The sequence below is a fragment of the Burkholderia sp. HI2761 genome (assembly GCF_002223355.1).
GTDB lineage: Bacteria > Pseudomonadota > Gammaproteobacteria > Burkholderiales > Burkholderiaceae > Burkholderia.
The window spans coordinates 964,565-989,270 of the sequence record NZ_NKFN01000004.1; the positions used below are offsets into that span (position 1 = coordinate 964,565).

Below are 24,706 nucleotides of genomic sequence, written 5' to 3' on the forward strand. Positions count from 1 at the left end.
CCGCGGCGCATGAAACCCGACTCCGTTTCCCCGCGGCGGCGCCTCGGCCGCCGCTTCCTGATCGAATGGATCGCGATCGGCTGCCTCGGGATCGCGGTGATCCTCGCGTGCGCGCTCGGCCGCCTGTCGTCGAGCGTCGACGGGTTGATCTACGACCGGCTGCTGATGCTGCGCAGCCTGCCGCTGTCGCCCGACGTGGTGGTGGTCGACATCGACAACCAGAGCGTGTCCGCGCTCGGCCGCTGGCCGTGGCCGCGCGACGTGCATGCGCGGCTGCTCGACACGCTCGCGCGCGCGCAGCCGGCCGCCGTCGTCTACGACGTGCTGTTTACCGAGCCGTCGCCGGAGGATCGCACGTTCGCGGACGCGATGAGCCGCGTGCCGACCTTCCTGCCGGTGCTGCTGAGCCCCGAGCAGGCGGACGGCACGCGATCGGTCGATCCGCCGGTCGCCGCGCTCGCCGCGCGGGCGACGGGGCTCGGCCATATCAATCTCGAAGTCGATCGCGACGGTATCGTGCGCAGCGTCGCGCTGTTCGAAAGCGACGGCCGCGTGCGCTGGCCGCAACTGATGGTGCCCGTGTACCGCGCGATCCAGGCCGGCCGGCTGCACCCGGTCGGCGGCGTGCCCGGCGCGAACGCGCACAACCTGTCGCGCGATGCGGCGGGCGACGGCCGCTACCTGATTCCGTTCAGCCGCAACACGCCCGCGTATCCGACGCTGTCGTTCGACGACGTGCTCGAAGGGCGCGTGAAGCCCGACGCGCTGCGCGGCAAGATCGTCGTCGTCGGCGTGACGGCATCGGGGCTGTACGATCGCTTCGCGACGCCGGTGTCCGGCGAGTTCGGCCCGCTGGCCGGCGTGTACATCCATGCGAACGTGCTCGACATGCTGGCGACCGGCAGCGCGATCTCGCCCGCGTCGCGCGCGGGATTGTTCATCGCGTCGCTGCTGCCGCTCGCCGTGTTGCTGGGCGGCTTCCTGATGCTGTCGCCGTGGCGCGCGCTGCTGCTGACGCTGAGCCTTGCCGCGCTCGCCGTGCTCGCGAGCGTGGCGCTGCTGTTCGAGGCGCGCATCTGGCTGACGCCGGCGCCCGCGGTCTTCGGGCTGATCGCCGTCTACCCGATCTGGAACTGGCGACGGCTGGAAATGACGATGTCGTACCTGCGCCGCGAGCTGCAGCGGCTCGCCGACGAGCCGCACCTGCTGCCCGAGGCGCCGCGCACGCGCAGCGTCGGCGGCGACGTGCTGGAGCGGCAGATGGCGCTGATGGCGCAGGCCGCGCAGCGCGTGCAGGACATGAAGCGTTTCGTGTGGGACAGCCTCGACAGCATGCCCGAACCGATTTTCGTGACCGACCTCGCCGGCACCGTGCTGATCGCGAACCACGCGGCGAAACGCTACGGGTCGCGGCTCGCGCTGCCGCTGCCGGAAGGGCGGCCGCTGCGCACCGCGCTCGGCGAGCTGACGTTCATGAAGACCGTCGACGGCAACGCCGAACACGACGCGGCGATCCGCGAGCGCTGGCCGGCCGCGCTCGACCCGACGCTCGAGGCCGAGCACGACGCGATGGCGCGCGGCATCGAGGTGCGCGATCGCGACGGGCTCGACCATCTGCTACGCTACGCGGCGTGTACGAACGCGCAAGGGCGCGTGACGGGCTGGATCGCCGGCCTCGTCGACGTGACCGAGCTGCATGCGGCCGAACGGCATCGCGAGGAAGCGCTGCACCTGCTGTCGCACGACATGCGTTCGCCGCAGTCGTCGATCCTTGCGCTGGTCGAGATCGAGCGCGATCGCGTCGAGACCGACACGATGCGCGGGCTGCTCGCGCGGATCGAGCGTTATGCGCACCGCGCGCTGTCGCTCGCCGACGAGTTCGTGCAACTGGCGCGCGCGGAGTCGCAGGCTTACCAGCTGGAAGCGACGAGCCTCGTCGACGTGCTGATCGATGCGAGCGACGAGGTGTGGCCGCAGGCGCAGGCGAAGCACATTCGCATCGAGACCGACGTGGGCGCCGACATGTGCTGGGTGCGCGCGGATCGCTCGCTGATCACGCGCGCATTCGTGAACCTGCTGAACAATGCGGTCAAATACAGTCCGTCCGACACGGTGATCACGTGTACGCTGACGGTCGAGCACGCGTCGAAGCGGATGTTCTGTACGATTCGCGATCAGGGCTACGGCATTGCGCCGGAAGATCAGCGGCATCTGTTCGAGCGTTTCAAGCGATTCCATGCCGGCGAGCGGCCCGACATCCCGGGCTCCGGCCTCGGCATGGTTTTCGTGAAGACGGTCGTCACGCGCCATGGGGGCAGCGTGTCGGTCGACAGCGAAGTGGGTGTCGGCACCGCGGTGACGGTGTCGCTGCCCGCGATCGACGAGCCGTCCGCCTGACAGGGCCGGGCGCGACGGCAGGCATTTGGGGAAAGTCATGAGAAAGCAATGGGCGGCGAGCGCGCTGGCGGCGTCGCTGTTGACGGGTTGCGCCGGCGTGACGAGCGGCGTGAGCGCGGTCGGGCAGCCGAATGCATTCGCATCCGGTGCGCACGGCTACGATTTCGTACGGACGACCGCGCAGGCGGACGACGCCGAGTACCGGCGGATCGAGACGCTCGTACGCGACGAACTCGCGCACCGCGGTTTCGACGCGCAGCCGCTCAAGGACGCGCGTTATCGGCTCTCGATCGCGTATGCGACGCAGCCGGCGGCGGTCGCGACGAGCGCCGACCGGTGCGGCGCGGCCAGCAGCGCATGCGTGACGGTCGACGGGCCGGCGCCGTTCGCGCTGCCGTTCGCGGGCAAGGTATACCGCCACGTGCTGACGCTGCGTTTCGTCGATGCGCAATCGGGTGCCGACGTCTATCGCGTGTCGGCGTCGCTGCGCGATCGCGATCCGGGCACGCAACAGGCCGCGCCGGCGCTCGTCAAGAGCGCGCTGGCGAAGATACCGTTCGGCGACGGCAGCGGCTGGCTCGTCAAGACGAAAAAAGACGACGCGGGCGGGATGCCGGGCGTCGTCTCGGTGAAGCCGGCCGACGCGCGCTGAGCGGTGGCCGGGAGGTGAGGGCGGGCCCGTCGGGGCGCGCCCTTGCCGCGTTCAGACGGTCGGTTGGGCGCCGTCGCGCGTGCGCAGGTACGTCTCGAACTCCGCACCGACTTCCGGGTGGCGCAGCGCGAATTCGACCGTCGCCTTCAGGTAGCCGAGCTTGCTGCCGCAGTCGTAGCGCGTGCCCTGGTACTTGTAGGCCAGCACCTGTTCGTCGGCGAGCAGCGCCTGGATCGCGTCGGTGAGCTGCAGTTCGCCGCCCGCGCCGGGCTTCAGCGCGCGCAGGTGCTCGAAGATCCGCGGTTTCAGGATGTAGCGGCCGACCACGCCGAGGTTCGACGGCGCGACGTCCGGCGCCGGCTTCTCGACGATCGCCGACATCTTGACGATCGACTCTTCCCATTCCTTGCCGTCGACGATCCCGTACGCCTTCGTCTCCGACGGCGGGATCTCTTCGACGCCGATCACCGAGCTGTGATAGTGGTCGAACACGTCGACCATCTGCTTCATCACCGGCGGGTTGCCGTCGAGCAGGTCGTCGGCGAGGATCACCGCGAACGGATTGTCGTTGACGAGCTTTTCCGCGCACAGCACCGCGTGGCCGAGGCCGAGCGCTTCCGGCTGGCGCACGTAGAAGCAGTCGACATGGCTCGGCTTGATGCTGCGCACGAGTTCGAGCAGCTTTTCCTTGCCGCGCGCCTCGAGCTCGGCCTCGACCTCGTACGACTTGTCGAAGTGGTCCTCGATCGCGCGCTTGCTGCGCCCGGTCACGAAGATCATCTCGGTGATGCCCGCGGCGATCGCTTCCTCGACCGCGTACTGGATCAGCGGCTTGTCGACGACCGGCAGCATTTCCTTCGGGCTCGCCTTCGTTGCCGGCAGGAACCGCGTGCCGAGGCCGGCAACGGGGAATACCGCCTTGGTGACTTTCAACATGATCGAACCTTTATTCCTGTAATCGACTTGTCAGACGGTCTATGTTCACGTTCGCATTATAGTGAACGCAAATGACCTTACCGTTTGTTACGCAGGCAACCGATCGAGCTGCGCGCGCAGTTTTTCCAGCGTGCTCTGGAATTCCGCGACGCGTTTCTGCTCCTGTTCGACCACGGCCGGCGGCGCTTTCGCGACGAAAGCCTCGTTGCCGAGCTTCGCGTTGCATTTCGCGATCTCGCCCGTCAGGCGCGCGATTTCCTTCGACAGACGTTCGCGTTCTGCCGCGACGTCGATTTCCACCTTCAGCACCAGCTTGTTCGGGCCGACGATCGCGATCGGCGCGCCGTGCGCTTGCTGGTCGAGCGCCGCTTCGTCTGCGAGGATCTGCACTTCCGACAGGCGCGCGAGCGCCTGCACGTACGGCGCGAACGAGCGCAGGCGCTCGGCGTCGCCGGCCGCGAGCAGCGGCACCTTGGTGGCCGGCGACAGGTTCATCTCGCCGCGCAGGTTACGGCATGCATCGACGATCGCCTTCAGGTCGGCCGCCCACTGCTCGGACGCCTCGTCGATCTTCTGCAGGTTCGCGACCGGATACGCCTGCGTCATCAGCGACGCTTCGCCGTCGGCCTTGCCCTGCGGATAGCGGCCCGCGAGCGGCGCGACCTTCTGCCAGAGCGCTTCGGTGATGAACGGGATGACCGGGTGCGCGAGGCGCAGCACCGTTTCCAGCACGCGCAGCAGCGTGCGGCGCGTCGCGCGCTGCTGTTCCGGCGTGCCGTTCTGGATCTGGACCTTCGCGAGTTCGAGATACCAGTCGCAGTACTCGTCCCACACGAACTTGTAGATGCTGCTCGCGATGTTGTCGAAGCGGTAATCGGCGAAACCCTTCGCGATGTCGGCTTCGGTGCGCTGCAGCAGCGACACGATCCAGCGGTCGGCCGCCGAGAAGTCGAGGTAGCCGCCGGGGCCGCAGTCGCCCGCGCCGCAGACTTCCGGCTTGTCGCTGCCGCAGTCGTGGCCTTCGCAGTTCATCAGCACGAAGCGCGTCGCGTTCCACAGCTTGTTGCAGAAGTTGCGATAGCCTTCGCAGCGCGCGAGGTCGAAGTTCACGTTACGGCCGAGCGTCGCCATCGACGCCATCGTGAAGCGCAGCGCGTCGGTGCCGAACGCGGGGATGCCGTCCGGGAATTCCTTGCGCGTCTTCTTCTCGATGGTCGCGGCCTGCTTCGGGTTCATCAGGCCCGTCGTGCGCTTCGCGACCAGCGCTTCGAGGTCGATGCCGTCGACGATGTCGATCGGGTCGAGCGTGTTGCCCTTGCTCTTCGACATCTTCTGGCCTTCCGCGTCGCGCACGAGGCCGTGCATGTAGACGGTATGGAACGGCACCTTGCCGGTGAAGTGCGTGGTCATCATCACCATCCGGGCGACCCAGAAGAAGATGATGTCGAAGCCGGTGACGAGCACCGACGACGGCAGGAAATGCTTCAGTTCGGGCGTTTCGTTCGGCCAGCCGAGCGACGAGAACGGCACGAGCGCGGACGAAAACCACGTGTCGAGCACGTCTTCGTCGCGCTTGAGCGCACCCGTGTAACCGTTCGCCGCGGCCTGCGCGCGCGCGTCTTCCTCGTTGCGGGCGACGAACACCTCGCCGTTCTCGCCGTACCACGCGGGAATCTGGTGGCCCCACCACAGCTGGCGCGAGATGCACCAGTCCTGGATGTTCTCGAGCCACTGGTAGTAGGTGGTCGTCCAGTTCTCCGGGACGAACTTGATCTGGCCGTCGCGCACCACGTCGAGCGACGTCTCGGTGATCGACTTGCCCGGATTGAACGTGCCTTCCGGCGCCGGCTTCGTCATCGCGACGAACCACTGGTCGGTCAGCAGCGGCTCGATCACGACGCCCGTGCGGTCGCCGCGCGGCACCATCAGCTTGTGCGGCTTCACGGAGTCGAGGAAGCCCTGCGCGTCGAGATCGGCGACGATCGCACGGCGCGCGTCGAAGCGGTCGAGCCCGCGATACTGCTCGGGGCCGTTGTCGTTGATCTTGGCGTCGAGCGTCAGGATCTCGATCGGCGCGAGCTTGTGGCGCAGGCCGACCTGGTAGTCGTTGAAGTCGTGCGCGGGCGTGACCTTCACGACGCCCGTGCCGAACTCGCGGTCGACGTAGTCGTCGGCGATCACCGGAATCTCGCGGCCCGTCAGCGGCAGCGTGACCAGCTTGCCGATCAGGTGCGCGTAACGCTCGTCTTCCGGATGGACCATCAGCGCGACGTCGCCGAGCATCGTCTCGGGACGCGTGGTGGCGACCGTCAGCGAACCCGAGCCGTCGACGAGCGGGTAGCGGATGTGCCACAGGTGGCCGTTTTCCTCTTCGCTGACGACTTCGAGGTCCGACACGGCGGTGAGCAGCACCGGATCCCAGTTGACGAGGCGCTTGCCGCGGTAGATCAGCCCTTGTTCATACAGCGTGACGAACACGTCGCGCACGGCGGCCGACATCTTGTCGTCCATCGTGAAGTATTCGCGCGACCAGTCGGTCGACGCGCCGAGGCGGCGCACCTGGTCGGTGATCGTCGAACCGGATTTCTGCTTCCATTCCCACACGCGCTCGACGAACTTCTCGCGGCCGAGATCGTGGCGCGACACGCCCTGCGCGTCGAGTTGGCGTTCGACGACGATCTGGGTGGCGATCCCCGCGTGGTCGGTGCCCGGCACCCACAGCGTGTTCTCGCCGAGCATCCGGTGATAGCGGGCGAGGCCGTCCATGATCGTCTGGTTGAACGCGTGGCCCATGTGCAGCGTGCCCGTCACGTTCGGCGGCGGCAACTGGATCGCGAAATCGGGGCGGGACGGATCGAATGCCGGGGCGGCATAGCCGCGTTTTTCCCACTCCGGCCCCCATTGGGACTCGATGGTATGGGGCTCGAAGCTCTTCGCAAGCGTGTTGTCGCTCATGTTTGGAAATCTGCCGAAAAATGCGTGAATTGGATGCCGAATCTGATAATTATAAATGGATGCCCATCGGCCAGCCATCGCCTTGCCGGCGCGGGCCGGTCGGCATGCGGCCGCGACGTGCCCGCACGGCGCGTGCGACGCGCGGCCGAACGGATCGGAAACGGTATCGCGCGGCCGACTTATAATGGCGGGTCCGCATTTTTCTCGCCCGTTAGCCGCCGCTCCATGCCCGATCTGCTCGCCAATCTGAACCCCGAACAACACGCCGCCGTCACGTTGCCGAACGAACCGGCGCTGATCCTCGCAGGGGCGGGCAGCGGCAAGACCCGCGTGCTGATCACGCGCATCGCGTGGCTGATCCAGCAGGGCTATGCATCGCCGCCCACCGTGCTCGCCGTCACCTTCACGAACAAGGCCGCGCGCGAGATGATGGCGCGCCTGTCGGCGATGATGCCGATCGACACGCGCGGGATGTGGATCGGTACGTTCCACGGGCTGTGCAACCGGATGCTGCGCACGCACTGGCGCGATGCCGGCCTGCCGCAGACCTTCCAGATCCTCGACACGGCCGACCAGCTGTCCGCGATCAAGCGGCTGATGAAGGCGGCGAACGTCGACGACGAAAAGTACCCGCCGAAGAACGTCCAGTACTTCATCAACAACGCGAAGGAGCAGGGGCTGCGCCCGGACAAGGTCGACGCGACCGACAACTTCAACCGCAAGTTCGTCGAGCTGTACCAGGCATACGACCAGCAGTGCCAGCGCGAAGGCGTCGTCGATTTCCCCGAGCTGCTGCTGCGCTGCTACGAGCTGCTCGCGTACAACGCGCCGCTGCGCGCGCACTATCAGGCGCGCTTCCGGCACATCCTCGTCGACGAGTTCCAGGACACCAACAAGCTGCAGTACGCGTGGCTCAAGATGCTCGCCGGCGGCGAGAACGCGATCTTCGCGGTCGGCGACGACGACCAGTCGATCTACGCATTCCGCGGCGCGAACGTCGGCAACATGCGCGACTTCGAGGATGAATTCCGCGTGCGCAACCTGATCAAGCTCGAGCAGAACTACCGGTCGCACGGCAACATCCTCGACGCGGCGAACCAGCTGATCTCGAACAACGCGCACCGCCTCGGCAAGAACCTGCGCACCGATGCCGGCCACGGCGAGCCCGTGCGCGTGTACGAAGCCAGCACCGACGCGCAGGAGGCCGGCTGGATCGTCGAGGAGATCCGTTCGCTGATCAACACCGGGATGGCGCGCAGCGAAGTGGCCGTTCTGTACCGCAGCAACGCGCAGTCGCGCTCGATCGAGCACACGTTGATGTCGTCGGGCATTCCGTACCGCGTGTACGGCGGCCTACGCTTTTTCGAGCGACAGGAAGTGAAGCACGCGCTCGCGTACCTGCGCCTGATCGACAACCCGAACGACGACACGGCATTCGCGCGCGTCGTCAATTTCCCGACCCGCGGGATCGGCGCGCGCTCGATCGAGCAGCTGGCCGACGCCGCGCGCCTGTACGGCTGCTCGATGGCCGCCGCGATTCCGTACGTGGCCGGCAAGGCCGGCACGAGCCTCGGCGGGTTCGCGAACCTGATCGCGAAGATGCGCGCCGACACGCAGCACATGAACCTGCCCGACACCGTCGAGCACATCGTGCGCGCGAGCGGCCTCGCCGATTTCTACCAGGGCGAGCGCGAAGGCCAGGATCGCCTCGAGAACTTGCAGGAACTCGTGAACGCGGCCACCGCGTTCATCGCCGAGGAAGGCTACGGCCTCGACACGCCGGCCCGCTCGATTCCGCTGCGCGCGGGCGCGATCGCGGCGCCCGAGCTCGGCGCCGCGACGGACGATCCGGCGGTGGACGTGCTCGACCCGGCGTCGCCCGCCGACCCCGCGCAGAACCCCGACACGATGACGCCGCTCGCGGGCTTCCTGTCGCACGCGTCGCTGGAGGCCGGCGACAACCAGGCGCAGGCCGGCCAGGACGCCGTGCAGCTGATGACGGTGCACGCGGCGAAGGGGCTCGAATTCTCGGCCGTGTTCATCACGGGGCTCGAGGAGGGGCTGTTCCCGCACGAGAACAGCGTGCTCGAATCGGACGGCCTCGAGGAAGAGCGCCGGCTGATGTACGTCGCGATCACGCGCGCGAAGGAGCGGCTCTACCTGTCGTTCGCGCAAAGCCGGATGCTGCACGGCCAGACCCGCTACAACGTGCGCTCGCGCTTCTTCGACGAACTGCCGGAGCACGTGCTGAAGTGGTTGACGCCGAAGGTCGAGGCCGGGTCGCGTTGGGGCGGGCGTTCGGACAATGCCGGCTACGGGCGCGACTGGTTCGCGCGGCCGGGCGGCGGCGGCCGCGAGCAGATCGTCGATGCGGCCGTGTCCGCGCCGCTGCCGGCGTTCGCGGACAAGCAGCGCGCGGCCGACGCCGGCTTCCGGGTCGGCCAGCAGGTATTCCATACGAAGTTCGGCGAAGGCACGGTCACCGCGCTCGAAGGCAACGGCACCGATGCGAAGGCGCAGGTGAAGTTCAAGCGCCACGGCGAGAAATGGCTCGCGCTCGCGGTCGCGAAACTGCAGGCGGTGGAATGATGGACGTCGACATGGTCGTTACGCCTGCCGGGCGGCCGCTCGGCATTCTGGCCGCGCTGCCCGAGGAACTCGGCGACCTGATCGCCGCGATGCGCGCCGACGGCGCGATGAAGACGGTCACGCTCGGCCGCCGCGATTATCACGTCGGCACCGTGCACGGTGCCGCCTGCGTCGTCACGCTCGCGCGGGTCGGCAAGGTCGCGGCCGCGGCGACGGTCAGCGCGCTGATCCACGTGTTCGGCGTGTCGGGCGTCGTGTTCACCGGCGTCGCGGGCGGCGTGTCGCGCACGGTGCGGGTCGGCGACGTCGTCGTGGCCGATACGCTGCTGCAGCACGATCTCGACGCGTCGCCGTTCTTTCCGCGCTACGAGGTGCCGCTGCTCGGCATCACGCGTTTCGCGACCGACGCGGCGCTGACGGCCCGCTTGCGGGCTGCGTGCGCGCTGTTCGTCGACGAAGAGGGCGCGCGGTTCGCCGAGCGCTTCGGGCTCGCCGGCGCGGCGCTGCACGCGGGGCTGATCATCAGCGGCGACCGCTTCGTGTCGAGCGAGCAGGAAGTCGTCGCGCTGCGCGACGCGCTGCCGGACGCGCTCGCGGTCGAAATGGAAGGCGCGGCGATCGCGCAGGTATGCGCGGAACACGACGTGCCGTTCGCGCTCGTGCGCACGATCTCCGATACGGCCGACGATCACGCGATGCAGTCGTTCTCGCACTTCCTGTCGGCGATCGCGAGCAGCTATTCGTCCGGCATCCTCAAGCGTTTCCTGACGCTGCACGCGACGACGGCGGCCTGAGGCCGCCGTCGAATTCTCCGTTCGTACCGTTCGTACCGTTCGACCGGCCGCGACGCGCACGCCGCGGCCGGTCGTTCGTCATGCCTTCTTGCGCCGGCTGCTTTCGAGGTTCGGCAGGAACACCGTCAGCACGCCGATCAGCGGCAGGAACGAGCACACCTTGTAGACGAACGGGATGCTCGTCGCGTCCGCGAGCTGGCCGAGCACGGCCGCGCCCACGCCGCCCAGGCCGAACGCGAAGCCGAAGAACAGGCCCGCGACCATCCCGACCTTGCCGGGCATCAGCTCCGTCGCATAGACGAGGATCGCGGCGAACGCCGACGCCAGCACGATGCCGATGATCACGGTCAGCACGGTCGTCCAGAACAGGTTCGCGTACGGCAGCAGCAGCGTGAACGGCGCGACGCCGAGGATCGATACCCAGATCACGTACTTGCGGCCGATCCGGTCGCCGACGGGCCCGCCGATCAGCGTGCCGGCCGCCACCGCCGCGAGGAACACGAACAGGTGGATCTGCGCGGCCTGTACCGACAGGTGGAACTTGTCGATCAGGTAGAACGTGAAATAGCTGTTGATGCTCGCGAGGTAGAAGTACTTCGAGAACACGAGCAGCACCAGCACGCCGATCGCGCCCATCACGCGGCCGCGCGACAGCGTCGGGTGGCCGGCCGATGCGGCCTTCTTCTTCATCGACGGATGCTTCTTGTACCAGTGGCCGATCTGCGTGAGCACGATCATCGCGACGAGGGCGGCCGCGGAGAACCACGCGATGCTGTGCTGGCCGTGCGGAATGATCACGAGCGCGGCGAGCAGCGGCCCGAGCGCGGAGCCCGCATTGCCGCCCACCTGGAACACCGACTGCGCGAGCCCGTGCTGGCCGCCCGACGCCATCCGCGCGACCCGCGACGATTCGGGATGGAACACCGACGAGCCGCAGCCGACGAGCGCGGCGGCCACCAGCAGCATCGGGAAATTCGACGCCACCGACATCAGCAGCAGCCCCGCGAGCGTGAAGCCCATGCCGACCGGCAGCGAGTACGGCTTCGGACGCTTGTCGGTATAGAGGCCGACGAGCGGCTGCAGCAGCGACGCGGTGATCTGGTAAGTCAGCGTGATCAGGCCGATCTGCGCGAACGACAGCGCGAACTGGCTCTTGAGCATCGGGTAGATCGCGAGGATCAACGACTGGATCATGTCGTTGAGCATGTGCGAAAAGCTGATCGCGCCGAGCACCGGATAGACGGTGCGGGCGACGGGCGGTGCGGACGGCTGGGCGGCTGTTGCGCCGGCGGAGCCGGAGTCGAGGCTGGTTTCCATGAGAGCTGAACGAGTTGAGGTGGCTGGCGCGCTCTGTTGGGGACCGGCGCGTTCTGGATCGTTGCTGCGTCAAAGAAGTGTAATGTGGCGTATCGAGAATGTCAGGCCAAGTTTTGTCGTGAATCGGACATTCGTGTGGCGGATCGGCCGGTGCATGCTTTTTTGAACGGGTATAACGCTCGCGGCGTGTCAGCCGCGTCAGCGGGGCGCGCCGGGCCGGGTGGTGTTTTACCGGACTCAAGAAACGGCGGCGCAGGCCGTAGAACGACCCAATGACAACAGGCGCGCGGCGCCCGGCACCGGCTACCCGCCGGGCAGGGCGCATGACGCGCGGCATGACCAGCCGTCGCGGGAACGCCGGACCGACCTTTCCGGCAGCGTGATCAATACGGGGTAGATCGATGAAAGCAGCATCTTTGCATCCACCGGCCGGTGCGGCCGCCGCCGCACCCGACGTTGCCGGCGGTCGCGCCGCTCGGCGTGCGCACGCGGCGCGTCGCGCGCGCCGGCCGTGGACCGTCAAGGCGACGTTGCGCGCCGCATTCGCGATCCTGCTGGCCGGCACGCTCGCGATCGGCGTGTTTTCGCTGTGGCAGATCAGCCGCCTGAACGCGTCGATCGCGTCGGTCTACGCGCAGGGGCACGTCGCGAGCCGTGCGGCCGAGGAAGTCCGCGCCGAAGTGCTGCGGGCGAGCCGCGCGCAGAAGATGCTGCTGACCGCGACCACCGCGAAGGAGCGCGACGAGCTCGGCGCCGAGGTGAGCGCGGGGCTCGCGTCGATCGGCCAGGCGCTCGGCACGCTGCAGCGCCATGCGGATCCGGCCGATGCCGGCGATTCGGCGCGGCTGCACGCATTCTCGACGGCGGTCGGCACGTGGAGCACGCATCTGCGCGATTTCGTCACGCTCGTGCGCGCGCAGCCGCTCGACCTGTCGCAGATGAACTGGCAGGTCGGCACGCAGGACGTGTCTCTGCTGGTCGAAACCGGCAAGCTCGAAAAACTCGTCGCCGAACTCGTGAAGACGCGCGGCGAAAAGTCGAAGGCGACGCTCGATGCGTCCGCGACCATTTTTTCGTCGTCGTTCGCGATGATCGCGGCGATGACGGCCGCGCTGATCGTGCTGGCCGTCGCGATCGCCGAGCGCGTCGTGCGGCGCCTCGCGTCGCAGCTCGGCGGCGAGCCCGCGCACGCGAAGGAGATTGCCGCGGACATCGCGCGCGGCGACCTGACGCGGCCGATCACGCTCGCGCGGCACGACCGCGACAGCATGGTGCGCGCGCTGGCGGAGATGCAGACCGGGCTCGCGGCCACCGTGGGCGAGATCGCGGTGAGCGCCGAGGCGATCGCGGCCGCCTCCGGCGAGATCTCCACCGGCAACCTCGACCTGTCGCGGCGTACCGAGCAGCAGGCCGTCGCGCTCGAACGCACCGCGGCCAGCATGGAGCAGCTCACGTCGACCGTACGGCAGAACGCCGAGAACGCGCGGCAGGCGAGCACGCTCGCGGCCAATGCGTCGGCGGTGGCGGAGACGGGCGGCGAGGTCGTCGGGCGCGTGGTCGCGACGATGAGCGAGATCGACGACAGCGCGAAGAACATCCGCGACATCATCGGCACGATCGAGGGGATCGCGTTCCAGACCAACATTCTCGCGTTGAACGCGGCGGTCGAGGCCGCGCGTGCCGGCGAGCAGGGGCGCGGCTTCTCGGTGGTCGCGGGCGAGGTGCGGCTGCTCGCGCAGCGCTCGGCGACCGCGGCGAAGGAGATTCGCGAACTGATCGGCGCGTCGGTCGAGCGCGTGGCGAACGGCGCTGCGCTCGCGCACGACGCGGGCCGCACGATGGGCGACGTGGTACGCGCGGTCAAGCGCGTGACCGACATCATCGGCGAGATCTCGGCGGCGTCGGACGAGCAGAGCGCGGGGATCGACGAGATCGGCCGCGCGGTCACGCAGATGGATGCCGGCACCCAGCAGAACGCGGCGCTCGTCGAGCAGGCGGCCGCAGCCGCGAACGCGCTCGACGAGCAGGCGCAGGCGTTGAAGTCGCTGGTGGGGCGCTTTCGTATCGCGGCCTGAGCCTCGCCGCGTCGCGGGTCGGCCGCCCGTGACGCGCGCAGATCGGCGGCATGCTGTCGATTGGTGACAAACCCGGCAGTCGGCCTGCGCGCAATCCCTTAGAATGCGCGTCCACACAGTTGGGGGCCAGAACCCGCGCGTGTGCACCGACACCCGCGTGCACGCCGAGCGGGTCATAACAATGACAGTGACGATTTACCTTGTCGGGTACCTGGGCATGCTCGCGTCCGCCGCGCTCGGCATGCGCGCACGCGTCGCCGCATGGCGATGGCTTGCGGCGGGCATCGCGCCGGCCGCCACGTTCGCCGTGCTGCGGGGCCAAACGGGCACCGACACGGCGATCTACCGCAATATCATCGCCGGCATCTGGAGCGGAAACCTCAAGGTCGTGCCGCGCACGCTCGAACCGGGCTTCGTGTGGCTCGTGCGCGCGCTCGAATGGGTCGGACACGATCCGCGCGTCGCGACTGCGATTCTGTCGCTGCTGGTCGTCGTCGCGTGCGTCGCCGCGTTCGGCCGGAGTACCGAGGACGCGTGCGTATTCGCCACGCTGATCTTTCCGCTGTTCTTCTACGACATGGCGATGAGCGGGCTGCGCTACGGCATCGCGTTCTGTGTCGCGAAACTCGCGTCGGACGCCTGGGCGCGCAGGCGGCACGGCGCGTCGATCGCATTCACGGCCGCGGCGGCCGGCATGCATGTCTCGGCGGCGCTGCTCGTCGTGTTGCTGCAGGTGGGACGGCTGCGCGTGCTGCGTTATGCGGGGCTGGCCGCCGCGATCGGCGGCGTGTTGTTCGCGATGCATCACGACGCGCTGCTCGCGAAGATCGGCCTCTATGCGGCGTTTACGCCACCCGCGCAGATGTCGGGCAGCGCGCCGCTCGTGCTTGCATGGCTGACGCTCGTGGCCGGCTGGGTGCTGCTTGCGCGCATGCCGCGCACGCTCGTGTTCCTGTTCGTCTGCGAGATCGCGAGCTTTGCGCTCGCGCGGATCAGCTACGCAGGGCTGCGTTTCCAGTGGCTCGTGCTGTTCGCGATGGGCTGCCAGTTCGTGCCGCTGCAGCACGTGCCGCGCATGCGTCGCCGGCACGTGATCGTTGCGCTGACGGTGGTCGGCGCAATCGGCTTTGCGATGCGACTGCGCAACATGTTCGGCGAATACGGGCTCGGCCCGTCGCCGTTCCTGCCTTACCGGTTCTTCTGGGAATGACGTAGCCGGGCGGGGGTGCCCCCTGCCGCGGCGCGATCACGACTTCTTTTGCTGGTCCGGATCGATGATGACCGTGCAGGTCGTGCCCGCCGACAGCACCACGTCGGCCGGCACTTCGTCGATCCTGATGCGCACCGGCACGCGCTGCGCGAGGCGCACCCAGTTGAAGGTCGGGTTCACGTCCGCGACGAGGTCGCGGCTTTGCGGGTTGTCGCGATCGTAGATGCCGCGCGAGATGCTCTCCACGCGGCCCTTCATCACGCCGCCGCTCATCAGCCGCATTTCGGCCGGCGCGCCGATCTTCACGCGCGGCAGCTTGGTTTCCTCGAAGTAGCCGTAGACCCAGAACGAGTGGCTGTCGACGATCGCGAGCTTCGCCTGGCCGGCCACCGCATAGTTGCCCTTGAACGTCTGCAGGTTCGTGATGTAGCCGTCGACCGGTGCCACGACGCGCGTACGTTCGAGGTTGAGCTTCGCGGCGTCGAGCGCGGCGATGGCCTGCTGGTACTGCGCATCGGCGCTCGACGCGCTGTGCGCCGCGTTCTCGCGGTTTTCCTTCGACACGACGAGCGCGTCGAGATCCGCGCGGCGGGCCGCGTCGTCGCGGCGCATCTGCAGTTCCGCGCGACGGGCGGCCACCGCCGCCTGCGCCTGCTCGACCGCGATCTGGTAGTGCGACGGGTCGATCTGCATGATCAGGTCGCCTTTCTTCACGAGCTGGTTGTCATGCACGGGCAGCTCGACGATCGCGCCCGACACGTCCGGCGCGACGTTGACGATCTCGGCGCGCACGCGCCCGTCGCGCGTCCACGGATCGTCCATGTAGTGGACCCACAGCGAGCGCCCGATGAGGATCGCGACGAGAAGGATGACGGCGGTCGCGACGAAGCCGAAGAGTTTTCTGAGCATCATGATGGTTCGGAATCAACGGTAAACGGCAAGACTCAGTCCGCCGCAAATGCAGACGAGAAGGCAGGCCCGGAACAGCGACGGGTGCCAGACGAGACGGTAGAGGCCCGTATGGGCGAGCAGGCGGTCGACAGCCCAGGTCGCGATCGCGCCGAGGGCGAACATCAGCACCACCGTGGGCATGTAGGCATCGAGAATGGCGATTTCACGCGGCATCATGACGAGGCTCCTGGTTGGGGACGCACGGGGCGATTGCGGTTGAGCGGCTCGAGCGGCGATTCCGGGTCGAGCAGCGCGGTGCGCACGAAATGCAGGTGGCTCAGGATGCGCTGCAGCCGGTGGCGCTCGTCGCGCGACGGCTCGAATGCATCGAGCGTCTGCCGGGTCGCGTCGATCGCCGCGTTGGTCGCGGCGAGCGTCGCGTCGAAACGCGCGGCGCTCGGCTTCGAGAACAGCGCCGACAGCGCGGCGCGCATCGTCTCGATCGCGCGCCGCCACGGCATCGCGGGCGCATAGCGCGGGTCCGACGGCAGCGTCGCGAGTTCGTGACGCAGGTCGATCGTCGCGTTGCCGGCTTCGAGCACCGCGAACATCCAGCGCAGCGCGTCGCGCTGCACGTCGGGCTGGTCGGCCGACAGCGTGTGCGCCTGGTACATCAGATCGCGCGCACCGCTCTCGAAGCGCGTGCGCAAGCCCGCGAGCCGCGCGTGGCCGGCCGCGACGGCCTGGTGGCGCAGGTCCGCGAACAACCGCTTCTTGAGCCACGGCGCGGTCGGCGGGAACAGGACCGCGAACGCGATCGCCGACACCACCATCGACAGCACGAGCGCGAGCGAATCGTTCATGAAGCTGGTCGGATCGTAGTGCGTGATGTTGTCCGGGCCGGCGAGGAAGCTGAAGAAGATCAGGTAGCCCATCCCGTAGCCGGCGAGCTTCGGCTTCAGCGTCATGAAGATGCCGATCGCGAGCAGCGGCGCGAGCGCGACGCACAGCAGCGGAAAGCCGTCGATGTGCGGATAGATGCCGAACGTCAGCAGGAAGCCCGTGCAGACGGCGAGCGCCGTGCCCATGCCCATCTGCGCGGACATCGCGGTCGGGCGCGGCGTCGACGACGCGAGCGCGCAGGTGGCCGCCGCCGTCAGCGTCATCGTCACGCCGCTCGGCCACGCGGTCTCGATCCAGAACCAGCCGAGCACGAGGATCACGGTCGCGGTGCGGATCGCCGCGATCACCATCGCCGTCGCATTGGTGCGCGGCTCGTAGCGCTCGATCCAGCGCTCGCGCTCGTGCGTCGCGGTCGACAGCGACGCATAGGTGGCCGCGTACTCGTGCAGGTCGGTGATGAAGCGGTACAGCAGCTCGGCGGCCGTGTCGAAGTCGAGCAGCGGAAAGTCCGGCCGCGTTTCGAGTGCGGCGCGCGTCGCGCGGATGCGGCGCGGCAGCGCGTCGCGCCATGCGAGCAGTTGCGCCGCCGCGTGGCCCGCATCGTCCGACGTGCGCACCGGTTCGCCGGCGGGCGTCAGCAGCAGCGGTGCGATCTCGCGAAAGTACGGCTCGATCGCGTCGATCGCGGCCTGCGCGCCGGCCGCATGCAGCCGGTTCATCAACTGGTGCAGCGCATGGAACCGGCTCGACGCGCTCATGAACTCGCTGTTCAGCCGCGCGAGGCGTCCGCTGCGCATCCGCGTGTCCGGATCCTCGAACACGGCCATGCTGCGCGCGGCCTCGAACCCGACCACGTCGGCGACGAAGCGCGTATGGATGGTTTCGATATGCTCGCGGTCGAGCTGGCCCGACAGCGCCGCCGCGACGTAGTCGACGAAGCTGCCGAAGCGCTTGCGCACCGTCGTGCGCATCTGCTCGCCGGTGGTCTGCGGAAACACGAGGGCGCTGACCACGCCGGCCGACACGATTCCGACCATGATTTCGGCCACGCGCGTCATCGCGCTCATGAACGCGCCGTCCGGGTGCTGCGACGCGGGCAGCCCGATCAGCGCGGTCGTGTAGCCGGCCAGCAGGAAGCCGTAGCTGCGGAAGTTGCGGTTGCGCGCGGCGCCGGCCGTGCACAGGGCGACCCACAGCGCGACCGCCAGCAGGAACAATTGCGGCTGCTGCGGAAACAGCCCGACGAAGGTGAGCGTCGCGACCAGTCCGAAGATCGTGCCGGCGACGCGGTAGAAGCTCTTCGCGAGCACCGCGCCGCTTTGCGGCTGCATCACGATGAACACGGTCGTCATCGCCGTTTTCGGTGCGGGCAGGTCGAGCCGCATCGACACGCCGGTCGCGATGAACGCGGCGAGCAGCGCCTTGAACAGGTAGAGCCACGCGGCGCCGTCGGTGCGGGCCCAGTCGCCGAACGCGGCATACCAGGCCGCGAACGGGCCGCCGGCGGGCGTGGAAGCGGGGGAGGAGGCTGACATGGCGGGCGCTCCGCGTTACCGTGCGGCCGACGTGCCGGACGTGCCGGACGTGCCGGACGTGCCGGACGTCGTGCCGGACGTGCCGGACGTGCCGGACGTGCCGGACGCGCCGGCAGCGGCGAACGCCTCGGGCCGGGCAACGGCCGCCGCGGGCTTCGCGCCCGACGGGGCGGCGCCGCCGGCGGGTGGGTCCTCCGCCGGAACGTCTTTGCCCGTCTCGACTCCGCCGCCGAGCGCGGCCATCAACTGCGCGTGCGCGGCGAGGCGTTCCGCGTCGATGCGGGCGGCCGTTTCCTGCGCGCGCAGCAGCTGCTGTTGCGCGACCAGCACGTTCACGTAATCGGTCAGCCCACGGCGGAAGCCTTCGCGCGACAGTCGATAGCTGCGATCGTTGGCCGCCACCGACCGCGCGGCGTCCTTCTTCTGTGTATCGAGCGAGCGGATCCGCACGACCTGGTCGGCGATGTCCTTGAGCGCGCCGACGATCGTCTGGTTGTAGCGCTCGACCGCCTGATCGTAGCCGGCATTCGCGGCGCCGAGCTGCGCGCGCAGCCGGCCGCCTTCGAAGATCGGCAGCGACAGCGCGGGGCCGGCCGTCCAGCCGCCGTTCATCGCGCGCAGGAAGTCGGTGAACGGCGCGGTCACGCCGAAGCCGCCGACCGTCGCGAGCAGGTCGATGTTCGGGTAGAACGACGCTTTCGCGACGTCGATGCCGCGCGCCTGCGCGTCGACCGTCCAGCGCGCCGCGACCACATCGGGGCGGCGGCCGAGCAGGTCGGCCGGCAGCGCCGACGGCAATCCGGCCGGCGCATCGAGCGCAAGCTGCGGCCGCTTGATGGCGTCGCCGGCGCCCGGGCCCTTGCCGGCGAGGGCGGCAAGCTGGTGGCGCGCGAGCTGGATCGCTTCTTCATAGCTGTCGATCTGGCGTTCGTAGTCGGGCAGCGTCGATTCCGCCTGGCTCACTTCGAGCTGCGTGCCCAGGCCGGCCTGCAGCCGCTTGCGTGCGAGATCGGCGAGCGCGCGCTGGCGTTCGAAGGTTTCGTGGGCGAGATCCAGCAGCGCGTAGTTCATCGACATGCCGACATACGCGCGCACGACGTTGACCTCGAGTTCGAGCTTCGCCGCCCGTGCGTCGGCGGCGCTCGCATGCGCGGTGTCGAGCGCGCGCTCGGTCGCGTTCTTGTCCTTGCCCCACAGATCGAGGTGGTACGACAGGCCGAGCGTGCCGGTGTTGTTCCAGGTGTCGGCATTCGCGAGCGGGCCCGGGCCGTAGTACACGTTGTCCGGCCAGTGCTCGCGCATCAGCGACAGGTTGCCGTTGATCTGCGGCAGTTCGGCCGAACGCGCGACGCGCGCCATCGCCTGCGCTTCGCGCACGCGGGCCTCGGCGGCCGCGAGGGTCGGGTTGCCGGCCTGGGCGGCGGCGATCCACGCATCGAGCTGCGGATCGCGATACGCGCGCCACCAGTCGGCGGCGGGCCAGCCCGCGTCGCGGTCGGCCGCGCGGATCGCCGCGCCTGCGTCGAGCGCGTTCGCCTCGATGCGGGTGGACTGGGTCTTGTTGTCGCCCATGCTCGCGCAACCGGCCATTATTAATGAGACTGCAAGAACCGCCAGTGCGAGCGTCCCTTTTGTCGCCGGAGACTGCACGATTTTCTCCCTTTCGGATATAGATGAGTCGGAGGCGATTATATTTTTCAGCGATTCCTGAATAAACGGACAACGGTGCAAGTCATTTTTACGAATCCTGAGATAATATTTGTTCGACCCTGTGCAACAATCCCTCCGGATTCATGGGGGTAACAGGATGGATACGCTACAAAACATGCGGGTATTCGTCCGCGTGGTCGACGCGGGCAGCTTCACCGCGGCCGCCCAGCAGATGAATTCGACCACCGCCTACGCGTCGCGCGCGGTCTCGGATCTCGAGGCGCACCTGCGCACGCGTCTCCTGAACCGCACGACGCGCCGGATCGCGCTGACCGAAGCCGGCGAGCGCTATCTGCAACGCTGCGAACAGATCCTCGCGTACGTCGACCAGGCCGAAGCCGAGGCGGGCGACGCGCATGCGCGGCCGTCCGGCAAGCTGAAGGTCCATTGCTTCACGAGCCTCGGCCAGCACTATCTGGTGCCGGCCATCGCGCGCTACCGCGAGCGCTATCCGGACGTGCACGTCGAGCTGACGCTCGCGCAGCGGATGCCCGACCTGCTCGACGAGGGGTACGACGTCGCGATCGTCGTCGGCCGCGATCTGCCCGATTCGGGGCTCGTGTCGCAGCGGCTCGGCGAGAGCTATAGCGTCGTGTGTGCATCGCCGGGCTACGTCGAGTCGCACGGCGTGCCGCAGCGGCCGGGCGATCTCGCGCAGCACGTGTGCCTCGGGATGGTCGCGCCGGGCTTTCACTTCGACGAATGGGCGCTGGCGGGGCCGGACGGCGACGAGGTCGTGTCGGTCACGGCGTCGCCGTTCCGCGTGAACGTCGCCGAGGCGCTCGCGGTGGCCGTGCGGGAGGGGATGGGCGTCGGCGGGCTGCCGGTCTATTCGGCGATCGGCTGGCTGCGCAGCGGACACATCGTGCGCGTGATGCCCGAGTACCGGTCGCACGTGATGAACATCTACGCGCTGTATCCGTCGCGCCAGTACCTCGACGCGAAAATCCGGACCTGGGTCGATTTCCTGCGCGAAACGTTGCCGCTCACGCTCGAAGCCGACGAAGCCGCGCTCGAACAGTACACGCGTGCGACATGACAGCGCGGGCGACCGCAATCTGACGAGATTTGTCCTTCACGCAACATTTTTTTACGAACGTGTGTCAGACAGTTTGATACTGTTGGAATTAACGAGATACACCACACCGGAGTAGCAATGGATACGCACCTGATGATCGGCCTTGGCGTCCTGCTGGGCGCGGCTGCCGCCGCGGCGGCGACCCGCGACCTGCTGCGTGCGATGAAGGCGAAGGCGCAGATGAAGCCCGTGCCGGTCCGCGTGCGCGATCCGCGCCGCCCCGGCCGCTGATCCTGCCGTCGCGCTTCGGGCCGGCAAGGCCGCGCCACGCGGCCGCCCGGCCCGGCGCTCAGCCGAGCTCGACGACCTTGTCCCACGCGAACGCGGGGTTTTCCCATTCGCCGGTGCGTCGGTGAAGGTAGCCGCGCGGATTGCACACCACGCGCGTGCCGCCGTCCGCCGCGTAGTCGAATGACGTATGCGTGTGGCCGTGCAGCCACAGATCCACCGGCGGGCGCACCAGTTCCGCCAGGTCCGTGACGAACCCCGCCGACGCCAGATCTTCCGCATAGCGTTCCGCCAGCGAGCGCCGGTGCGGCGCATGATGGGTGACGACGATCGTCCTGCCGGCGAACGGCGCCGCCAGTTGCGCTTCCAGCCATGCGCGACCTTGCCGGTGCAGCGCGATCGCGTCGGCCGGCGCGAAATCCCGTTCCGCCGCGCCCGGTGCCGCATGCAGCGCCGCGTCGTGCGGCCAGGTCACCTGGATCAATCCCTTGAAATCGAGCATCACGCGCAGCCCCGCGTCGATTGCGCTCGCGACGCTGGCGTCGTCGGTGCCGAACAGCGAAAAATCGGTCCAGAGCGTCGTGCCGAGCACGCGAAAGCGCTGTTCGGGATCGATATAGACGCCGTTGTTCAGGTAATGCACGTTGTCGAGCGCTCGCGCCGCGTCGCGCATCGACGACTCCAGCGCGCCGAATTCACCGTCGTAATACTCGTGGTTGCCCGGCACGTAGATCACCGGCACCGCCAGGTCGAACGTTTCGGCGGCCCAGCGCAGGCCCTCCGCGTGGTTGTGGATGTCGCCGGCCAGCACGACGAGATCCGCGTCGGCATGCGGGATCGCGTCGGGCAGGTCGTTTTCGAGATGCAGGTCGGACAGAACGCGGACTTTCACGGGATTCGCTCCGGAGTAGGCGGCTTCAGCGCAGGACCTTGCCGGGATTCATCAGGCCGCGGGGGTCGAGCGCGGCCTTCAGCGTGCGCATCAGCGTTGTTTCGACCGGCGACTTGTAGCGCTGCGCGTCGTCGATCTTCAGCTGGCCGATGCCGTGCTCCGCGCTGATCGTGCCGTGGTGGCTGTGCACGTTGTCGTAGACGATCCGGTTGATCGGCGCCTGGAACGCGGCGAGGAACGCCTTCGCATCGCCGCCTTCGGGCATCTGCACGTTGTAGTGCAGGTTGCCGTCGCCGAGGTGGCCGAACGTGACCATGCGCGCGCCCGGCGCGGCCTGCTGGATCGCCGCGTCGGTCTCGTCGATGAAGCGTGCGATCGACGAGATCGGCACCGCGATGTCGTGCTTGATGTTGAGCCCTTCATCGGCCTGCGCGAGCGGGATGTGCTCGCGCAGGTCCCAGAACGCACGCGATTGCGCGAGGTTCTCCGCGACCACCGCGTCGACCACGAGCCCGGCCTCGAACGCTTCTTCCATCAGTTTCTCGAACAGCGCGCGCGCATGCGCTTCGCTTTCGTTGTCGGACAGCTCCAGCAGCACCGTTTGCGCATGGGTCTGCGCGAACGGGTAGCGCAGTTGCGGATAGTGCTTGCCGACCAGTTGCATGCAGAAATCCGACATCAGCTCGAAGCCGGTCAACAGCGGCCCGGCCGCGCGCTGCGCCAGCGCGAGGAAATCGAGCGCCGCGTGCGGCGATTCGAGCGCGGCCAGCGCCGTGACCTGTGCCGCCGGCAGCGGATGCAGCTTCATCACCGCCGCCGTGATGATCCCGAGCGTGCCTTCGGCGCCGATGAACAAATCGCGCAGGTCGTAGCCCGTGTTGTCCTTGCGCAGTCCGCGCAGTCCGTCCCAGATCTCGCCCTGCGGCGTCACGACCTCGAGCCCGAGGCACAGCTCGCGCGCATTGCCGTAGCGCAGTACCGCGGTGCCGCCCGCATTGGTCGACAGGTTGCCGCCGATCGTGCAGCTGCCTTCCGCCGCGAGGCTCAGCGCGAACAGCCGGCCGCCTTCGCGGGCGCGCGCCTGCACGTCGGCGAGGATCACGCCGGCTTCGACGGTGATCGTGTTGTTGTGCGGATCGAGCGCGCGCACGCGGTTCAGGCGCGCGACGCTCAGCACGGCCTGGCTGCCGCTCGCGTCGGGCGTCGCGCCGCCGGCGAGGCCCGTATTGCCGCCTTGCGGCACGAGCGCGACGCCGTGCGCGTTGGCGAGCTTCACGAGCGCCGCGACTTCGGCCGTGTTCGCGGGTTTCAGCACCGCGCATGCCGCGCCCTTGTAGCGGCGGCGCCAGTCGGTCAGGAACGGTTCGGTATCGTGCGGATCGGTCAGCACGTGGTCGGCGCCGATCGCGTCGCGGCACGCGGAAACGAAAGCTTCGGAGGACATCATCACCTTGTCGCGTAAGGGTCAGGACGTGGCGCGCGGTTTTTTCGCCGCGCGCTTGAACGGCGCGACATAAGCCAGCGCCGCCACGAAGAAGCCGACGGCAAGCGCGGTCTCGCACCAGCCGAGCGTCGCGGACAGCCCGCGATCGGACATGCCGCGCACGATGCCTTCGGCAAGATAGACGAGGATCAGCATGCTCGCCCACTGCATCGTATAGATGTTACGCCGCCAGACGCCGGGCAGCGCGAGCGCGAGGGGCACGGCCTTGAGCATCAGCGCGGAGCCGCCGGGGCGCAACGGCGCGAGCCACAGCTCCCACGCGAGCGACAGCGCGATCAGCGCGACGAGACACGCGGCGGCGGCCAGCGCATAGCGCGGCCGGGCCGCGACGGCGGGGCGGGCGGGGGTGTTCATGCCGCCTCGGCGGCCTGGGCGCCGGCGAGGGCCGCGGCGGCGCGCGCGAGCCGTACGCCGAGCGCGGCCGCGAGCGCCTTCTCGTCCGCCGACAGCCCGCCGGGCGCCGAGCGATCGTGCTGCGCGACGTGCGACGCGCCGTACGGCGTGCCGCCGGTACGCGTCGTGCTGAGGGCGGATTCGGTGTAGGGGATCCCCACGATCATCATCCCGTGATGCAGCAGCGGCAGCATCATCGACAGCAGCGTCGATTCCTGGCCGCCGTGCAGGCTGCCCGTCGACGTGAACACGCTCGCGGGCTTGCCGGTCAGCGCGCCCGACAGCCATTGCGGCGTCGTGCCGTCGAGGAAATACTTCAGTGACGCGGCCATGTTGCCGAAGCGGGTCGGCGAGCCGAGCGCGAGGCCCGCGCATTCCTCGAGGTCGCGCAGTTCCGCGTACGGCGGGCCGTCGGCCGGGATGTCGGGGGCGGTGGCTTCGCAGACGGCCGACACGGGCGGTACGGTGCGGATGCGGGCCTGCATGCCCGGCACGCTGTCGATGCCGTTCGCGATCGCGAGCGCGAGATCGCGCGTGGCGCCGTGCCGGCTGTAATAGAGGACGAGGATGTCTTTCATGGGCGACGGAGCCGCGTGCGGCCGCGCGCGTGCCCGGTGCAGTCGGCCCCTGCTGGAATCGAGCGGCTA

The 24,706-nt window shown here is 68.5% G+C and carries 19 protein-coding genes; 8 read left to right on the plus strand and 11 right to left on the minus strand.

The genetic code is table 11. The features are described 5' to 3' along the window. Nucleotides 1–9 precede the first annotated feature (9 nt). Nucleotides 10–2,397: a CHASE2 domain-containing protein gene (locus CFB46_RS11125; protein WP_089499983.1), complete on the plus strand. Its 2,388-nt coding sequence runs from the start codon at nucleotides 10–12 to the stop codon at nucleotides 2,395–2,397. Between the two features lie 37 nt (nucleotides 2,398–2,434). Continuing rightward, nucleotides 2,435–3,049 carry a DUF4136 domain-containing protein gene (locus CFB46_RS11130; protein WP_027784226.1) on the plus strand — a complete coding sequence of 205 codons (615 nt, stop codon included), beginning with the start codon at nucleotides 2,435–2,437 and terminating at the stop codon, nucleotides 3,047–3,049. Nucleotides 3,050–3,100: 51 nt separating this feature from the next. On the opposite strand, the gene galU is transcribed toward CFB46_RS11130, so the two are convergent. Both galU and CFB46_RS11140 read right to left on the minus strand, forming a co-directional pair. Then, a complete protein-coding gene (gene galU, locus CFB46_RS11135; protein ID WP_027784227.1) occupies nucleotides 3,101–3,985 on the minus strand; it encodes a UTP--glucose-1-phosphate uridylyltransferase GalU in 885 nt (294 codons plus the stop codon). A gap of 87 nt (nucleotides 3,986–4,072) precedes the next feature. Then, complete coding sequence (locus CFB46_RS11140) at nucleotides 4,073–6,940, minus strand: valine--tRNA ligase (RefSeq protein WP_027784228.1); 2,868 nt, start codon at nucleotides 6,938–6,940, stop codon at nucleotides 4,073–4,075. 225 nt (nucleotides 6,941–7,165) lie between these two features. On the opposite strand from CFB46_RS11140, the gene CFB46_RS11145 reads away from it, so the two are divergent. Together CFB46_RS11145 and CFB46_RS11150 are read left to right on the plus strand one after the other, a co-directional pair. Further along, complete coding sequence (locus CFB46_RS11145) at nucleotides 7,166–9,529, plus strand: UvrD-helicase domain-containing protein (RefSeq protein WP_027784229.1); 2,364 nt, start codon at nucleotides 7,166–7,168, stop codon at nucleotides 9,527–9,529. Further along, entirely contained in the window at nucleotides 9,526–10,323 is a 798-nt protein-coding gene (locus tag CFB46_RS11150) for a 5'-methylthioadenosine/adenosylhomocysteine nucleosidase (protein WP_027784230.1), read from the plus strand. The genes CFB46_RS11145 and CFB46_RS11150 overlap by 4 nt, the downstream gene beginning before the upstream one ends. A gap of 78 nt (nucleotides 10,324–10,401) precedes the next feature. On the opposite strand, the gene CFB46_RS11155 is transcribed toward CFB46_RS11150, so the two are convergent. Continuing rightward, nucleotides 10,402–11,640, minus strand: coding sequence for an MFS transporter (locus CFB46_RS11155; protein WP_027784231.1), 1,239 nt, complete (start codon nucleotides 11,638–11,640; stop codon nucleotides 10,402–10,404). Between the two features lie 401 nt (nucleotides 11,641–12,041). Here CFB46_RS11155 and CFB46_RS11160 point away from each other — a divergent pair, with 401 nt between their 5' ends. Both CFB46_RS11160 and CFB46_RS11165 read left to right on the plus strand, forming a co-directional pair. Further along, nucleotides 12,042–13,715 (plus strand): methyl-accepting chemotaxis protein, encoded by a 1,674-nt coding sequence (locus tag CFB46_RS11160; RefSeq protein WP_027784232.1) that lies wholly within the window; start codon nucleotides 12,042–12,044, stop codon nucleotides 13,713–13,715. Nucleotides 13,716–13,896: 181 nt separating this feature from the next. Then, nucleotides 13,897–14,925: an EpsG family protein gene (locus CFB46_RS11165; RefSeq protein WP_175888552.1), complete on the plus strand. Its 1,029-nt coding sequence runs from the start codon at nucleotides 13,897–13,899 to the stop codon at nucleotides 14,923–14,925. 36 nt (nucleotides 14,926–14,961) lie between these two features. On the opposite strand, the gene CFB46_RS11170 is transcribed toward CFB46_RS11165, so the two are convergent. The 4 genes from CFB46_RS11170 to CFB46_RS11185 are packed head-to-tail and all read right to left on the minus strand — an operon-like array spanning nucleotide 14,962 to nucleotide 19,904. Continuing rightward, nucleotides 14,962–15,837 carry an efflux RND transporter periplasmic adaptor subunit gene (locus CFB46_RS11170; RefSeq protein WP_027784234.1) on the minus strand — a complete coding sequence of 292 codons (876 nt, stop codon included), beginning with the start codon at nucleotides 15,835–15,837 and terminating at the stop codon, nucleotides 14,962–14,964. A 12-nt stretch (nucleotides 15,838–15,849) separates the two neighbouring features. Beyond that, entirely contained in the window at nucleotides 15,850–16,053 is a 204-nt protein-coding gene (locus CFB46_RS11175) for a DUF1656 domain-containing protein (protein ID WP_027784235.1), read from the minus strand. Further along, complete coding sequence (locus CFB46_RS11180) at nucleotides 16,050–18,254, minus strand: FUSC family protein (protein ID WP_027784236.1); 2,205 nt, start codon at nucleotides 18,252–18,254, stop codon at nucleotides 16,050–16,052. Before CFB46_RS11180 ends, CFB46_RS11175 begins: the two co-directional genes overlap by 4 nt. A gap of 15 nt (nucleotides 18,255–18,269) precedes the next feature. Further along, complete coding sequence (locus tag CFB46_RS11185) at nucleotides 18,270–19,904, minus strand: efflux transporter outer membrane subunit (RefSeq protein WP_256980653.1); 1,635 nt, start codon at nucleotides 19,902–19,904, stop codon at nucleotides 18,270–18,272. A 157-nt stretch (nucleotides 19,905–20,061) separates the two neighbouring features. Between CFB46_RS11185 and CFB46_RS11190 the strand changes: the two genes are divergently transcribed. Both CFB46_RS11190 and CFB46_RS35865 read left to right on the plus strand, forming a co-directional pair. Beyond that, entirely contained in the window at nucleotides 20,062–21,003 is a 942-nt protein-coding gene (locus CFB46_RS11190; protein ID WP_027784237.1) for a LysR family transcriptional regulator, read from the plus strand. A 117-nt stretch (nucleotides 21,004–21,120) separates the two neighbouring features. After that, nucleotides 21,121–21,273 carry a hypothetical protein gene (locus CFB46_RS35865; protein WP_174429583.1) on the plus strand — a complete coding sequence of 51 codons (153 nt, stop codon included), beginning with the start codon at nucleotides 21,121–21,123 and terminating at the stop codon, nucleotides 21,271–21,273. 58 nt (nucleotides 21,274–21,331) lie between these two features. On the opposite strand, the gene CFB46_RS11195 is transcribed toward CFB46_RS35865, so the two are convergent. Genes CFB46_RS11195 through wrbA form a run of 4 tightly spaced genes read right to left on the minus strand, consistent with a single transcriptional unit; the run spans nucleotide 21,332 to nucleotide 24,637 of the window. Then, the gene (locus tag CFB46_RS11195; RefSeq protein WP_027784238.1) at nucleotides 21,332–22,162 is read right to left on the minus strand and encodes a metallophosphoesterase; all 831 of its coding nucleotides are present in this window, start codon (nucleotides 22,160–22,162) and stop codon (nucleotides 21,332–21,334) included. Nucleotides 22,163–22,187: 25 nt separating this feature from the next. Then, nucleotides 22,188–23,609 carry an FAD-binding oxidoreductase gene (locus tag CFB46_RS11200; protein WP_027784239.1) on the minus strand — a complete coding sequence of 474 codons (1,422 nt, stop codon included), beginning with the start codon at nucleotides 23,607–23,609 and terminating at the stop codon, nucleotides 22,188–22,190. A gap of 18 nt (nucleotides 23,610–23,627) precedes the next feature. Next, nucleotides 23,628–24,020 (minus strand): DUF2069 domain-containing protein, encoded by a 393-nt coding sequence (locus tag CFB46_RS11205; protein WP_027784240.1) that lies wholly within the window; start codon nucleotides 24,018–24,020, stop codon nucleotides 23,628–23,630. Next, the gene (gene wrbA / locus CFB46_RS11210; protein WP_027784241.1) at nucleotides 24,017–24,637 is read right to left on the minus strand and encodes an NAD(P)H:quinone oxidoreductase; all 621 of its coding nucleotides are present in this window, start codon (nucleotides 24,635–24,637) and stop codon (nucleotides 24,017–24,019) included. The genes CFB46_RS11205 and wrbA overlap by 4 nt, the downstream gene beginning before the upstream one ends. Nucleotides 24,638–24,706: the final 69 nt, after the last annotated feature.

Bases quoted from the DNA above. Each gene is read 5' to 3' on its own strand.
- CFB46_RS11145 (WP_027784229.1), top strand. From the start codon at position 7,166: ATGCCCGATCTGCTCGCCAATCTGAACCCCGAACAACACGCCGCCGTC.
- CFB46_RS11205 (WP_027784240.1), bottom strand. From the start codon at position 24,020: ATGAACACCCCCGCCCGCCCCGCCGTCGCGGCCCGGCCGCGCTATGCG.
- CFB46_RS11130 (WP_027784226.1), top strand. From the start codon at position 2,435: ATGAGAAAGCAATGGGCGGCGAGCGCGCTGGCGGCGTCGCTGTTGACG.
- CFB46_RS11150 (WP_027784230.1), top strand. From the start codon at position 9,526: ATGATGGACGTCGACATGGTCGTTACGCCTGCCGGGCGGCCGCTCGGC.
- CFB46_RS11180 (WP_027784236.1), bottom strand. From the start codon at position 18,254: ATGTCAGCCTCCTCCCCCGCTTCCACGCCCGCCGGCGGCCCGTTCGCG.
- CFB46_RS11200 (WP_027784239.1), bottom strand. From the start codon at position 23,609: ATGATGTCCTCCGAAGCTTTCGTTTCCGCGTGCCGCGACGCGATCGGC.
- galU (WP_027784227.1), bottom strand. From the start codon at position 3,985: ATGTTGAAAGTCACCAAGGCGGTATTCCCCGTTGCCGGCCTCGGCACG.
- CFB46_RS11190 (WP_027784237.1), top strand. From the start codon at position 20,062: ATGGATACGCTACAAAACATGCGGGTATTCGTCCGCGTGGTCGACGCG.
- CFB46_RS11175 (WP_027784235.1), bottom strand. From the start codon at position 16,053: ATGATGCCGCGTGAAATCGCCATTCTCGATGCCTACATGCCCACGGTG.
- CFB46_RS11170 (WP_027784234.1), bottom strand. From the start codon at position 15,837: ATGATGCTCAGAAAACTCTTCGGCTTCGTCGCGACCGCCGTCATCCTT.
- CFB46_RS11140 (WP_027784228.1), bottom strand. From the start codon at position 6,940: ATGAGCGACAACACGCTTGCGAAGAGCTTCGAGCCCCATACCATCGAG.
- wrbA (WP_027784241.1), bottom strand. From the start codon at position 24,637: ATGAAAGACATCCTCGTCCTCTATTACAGCCGGCACGGCGCCACGCGC.
- CFB46_RS11165 (WP_175888552.1), top strand. From the start codon at position 13,897: ATGACAGTGACGATTTACCTTGTCGGGTACCTGGGCATGCTCGCGTCC.
- CFB46_RS11155 (WP_027784231.1), bottom strand. From the start codon at position 11,640: ATGGAAACCAGCCTCGACTCCGGCTCCGCCGGCGCAACAGCCGCCCAG.
- CFB46_RS35865 (WP_174429583.1), top strand. From the start codon at position 21,121: ATGGATACGCACCTGATGATCGGCCTTGGCGTCCTGCTGGGCGCGGCT.
- CFB46_RS11160 (WP_027784232.1), top strand. From the start codon at position 12,042: ATGAAAGCAGCATCTTTGCATCCACCGGCCGGTGCGGCCGCCGCCGCA.
- CFB46_RS11125 (WP_089499983.1), top strand. From the start codon at position 10: ATGAAACCCGACTCCGTTTCCCCGCGGCGGCGCCTCGGCCGCCGCTTC.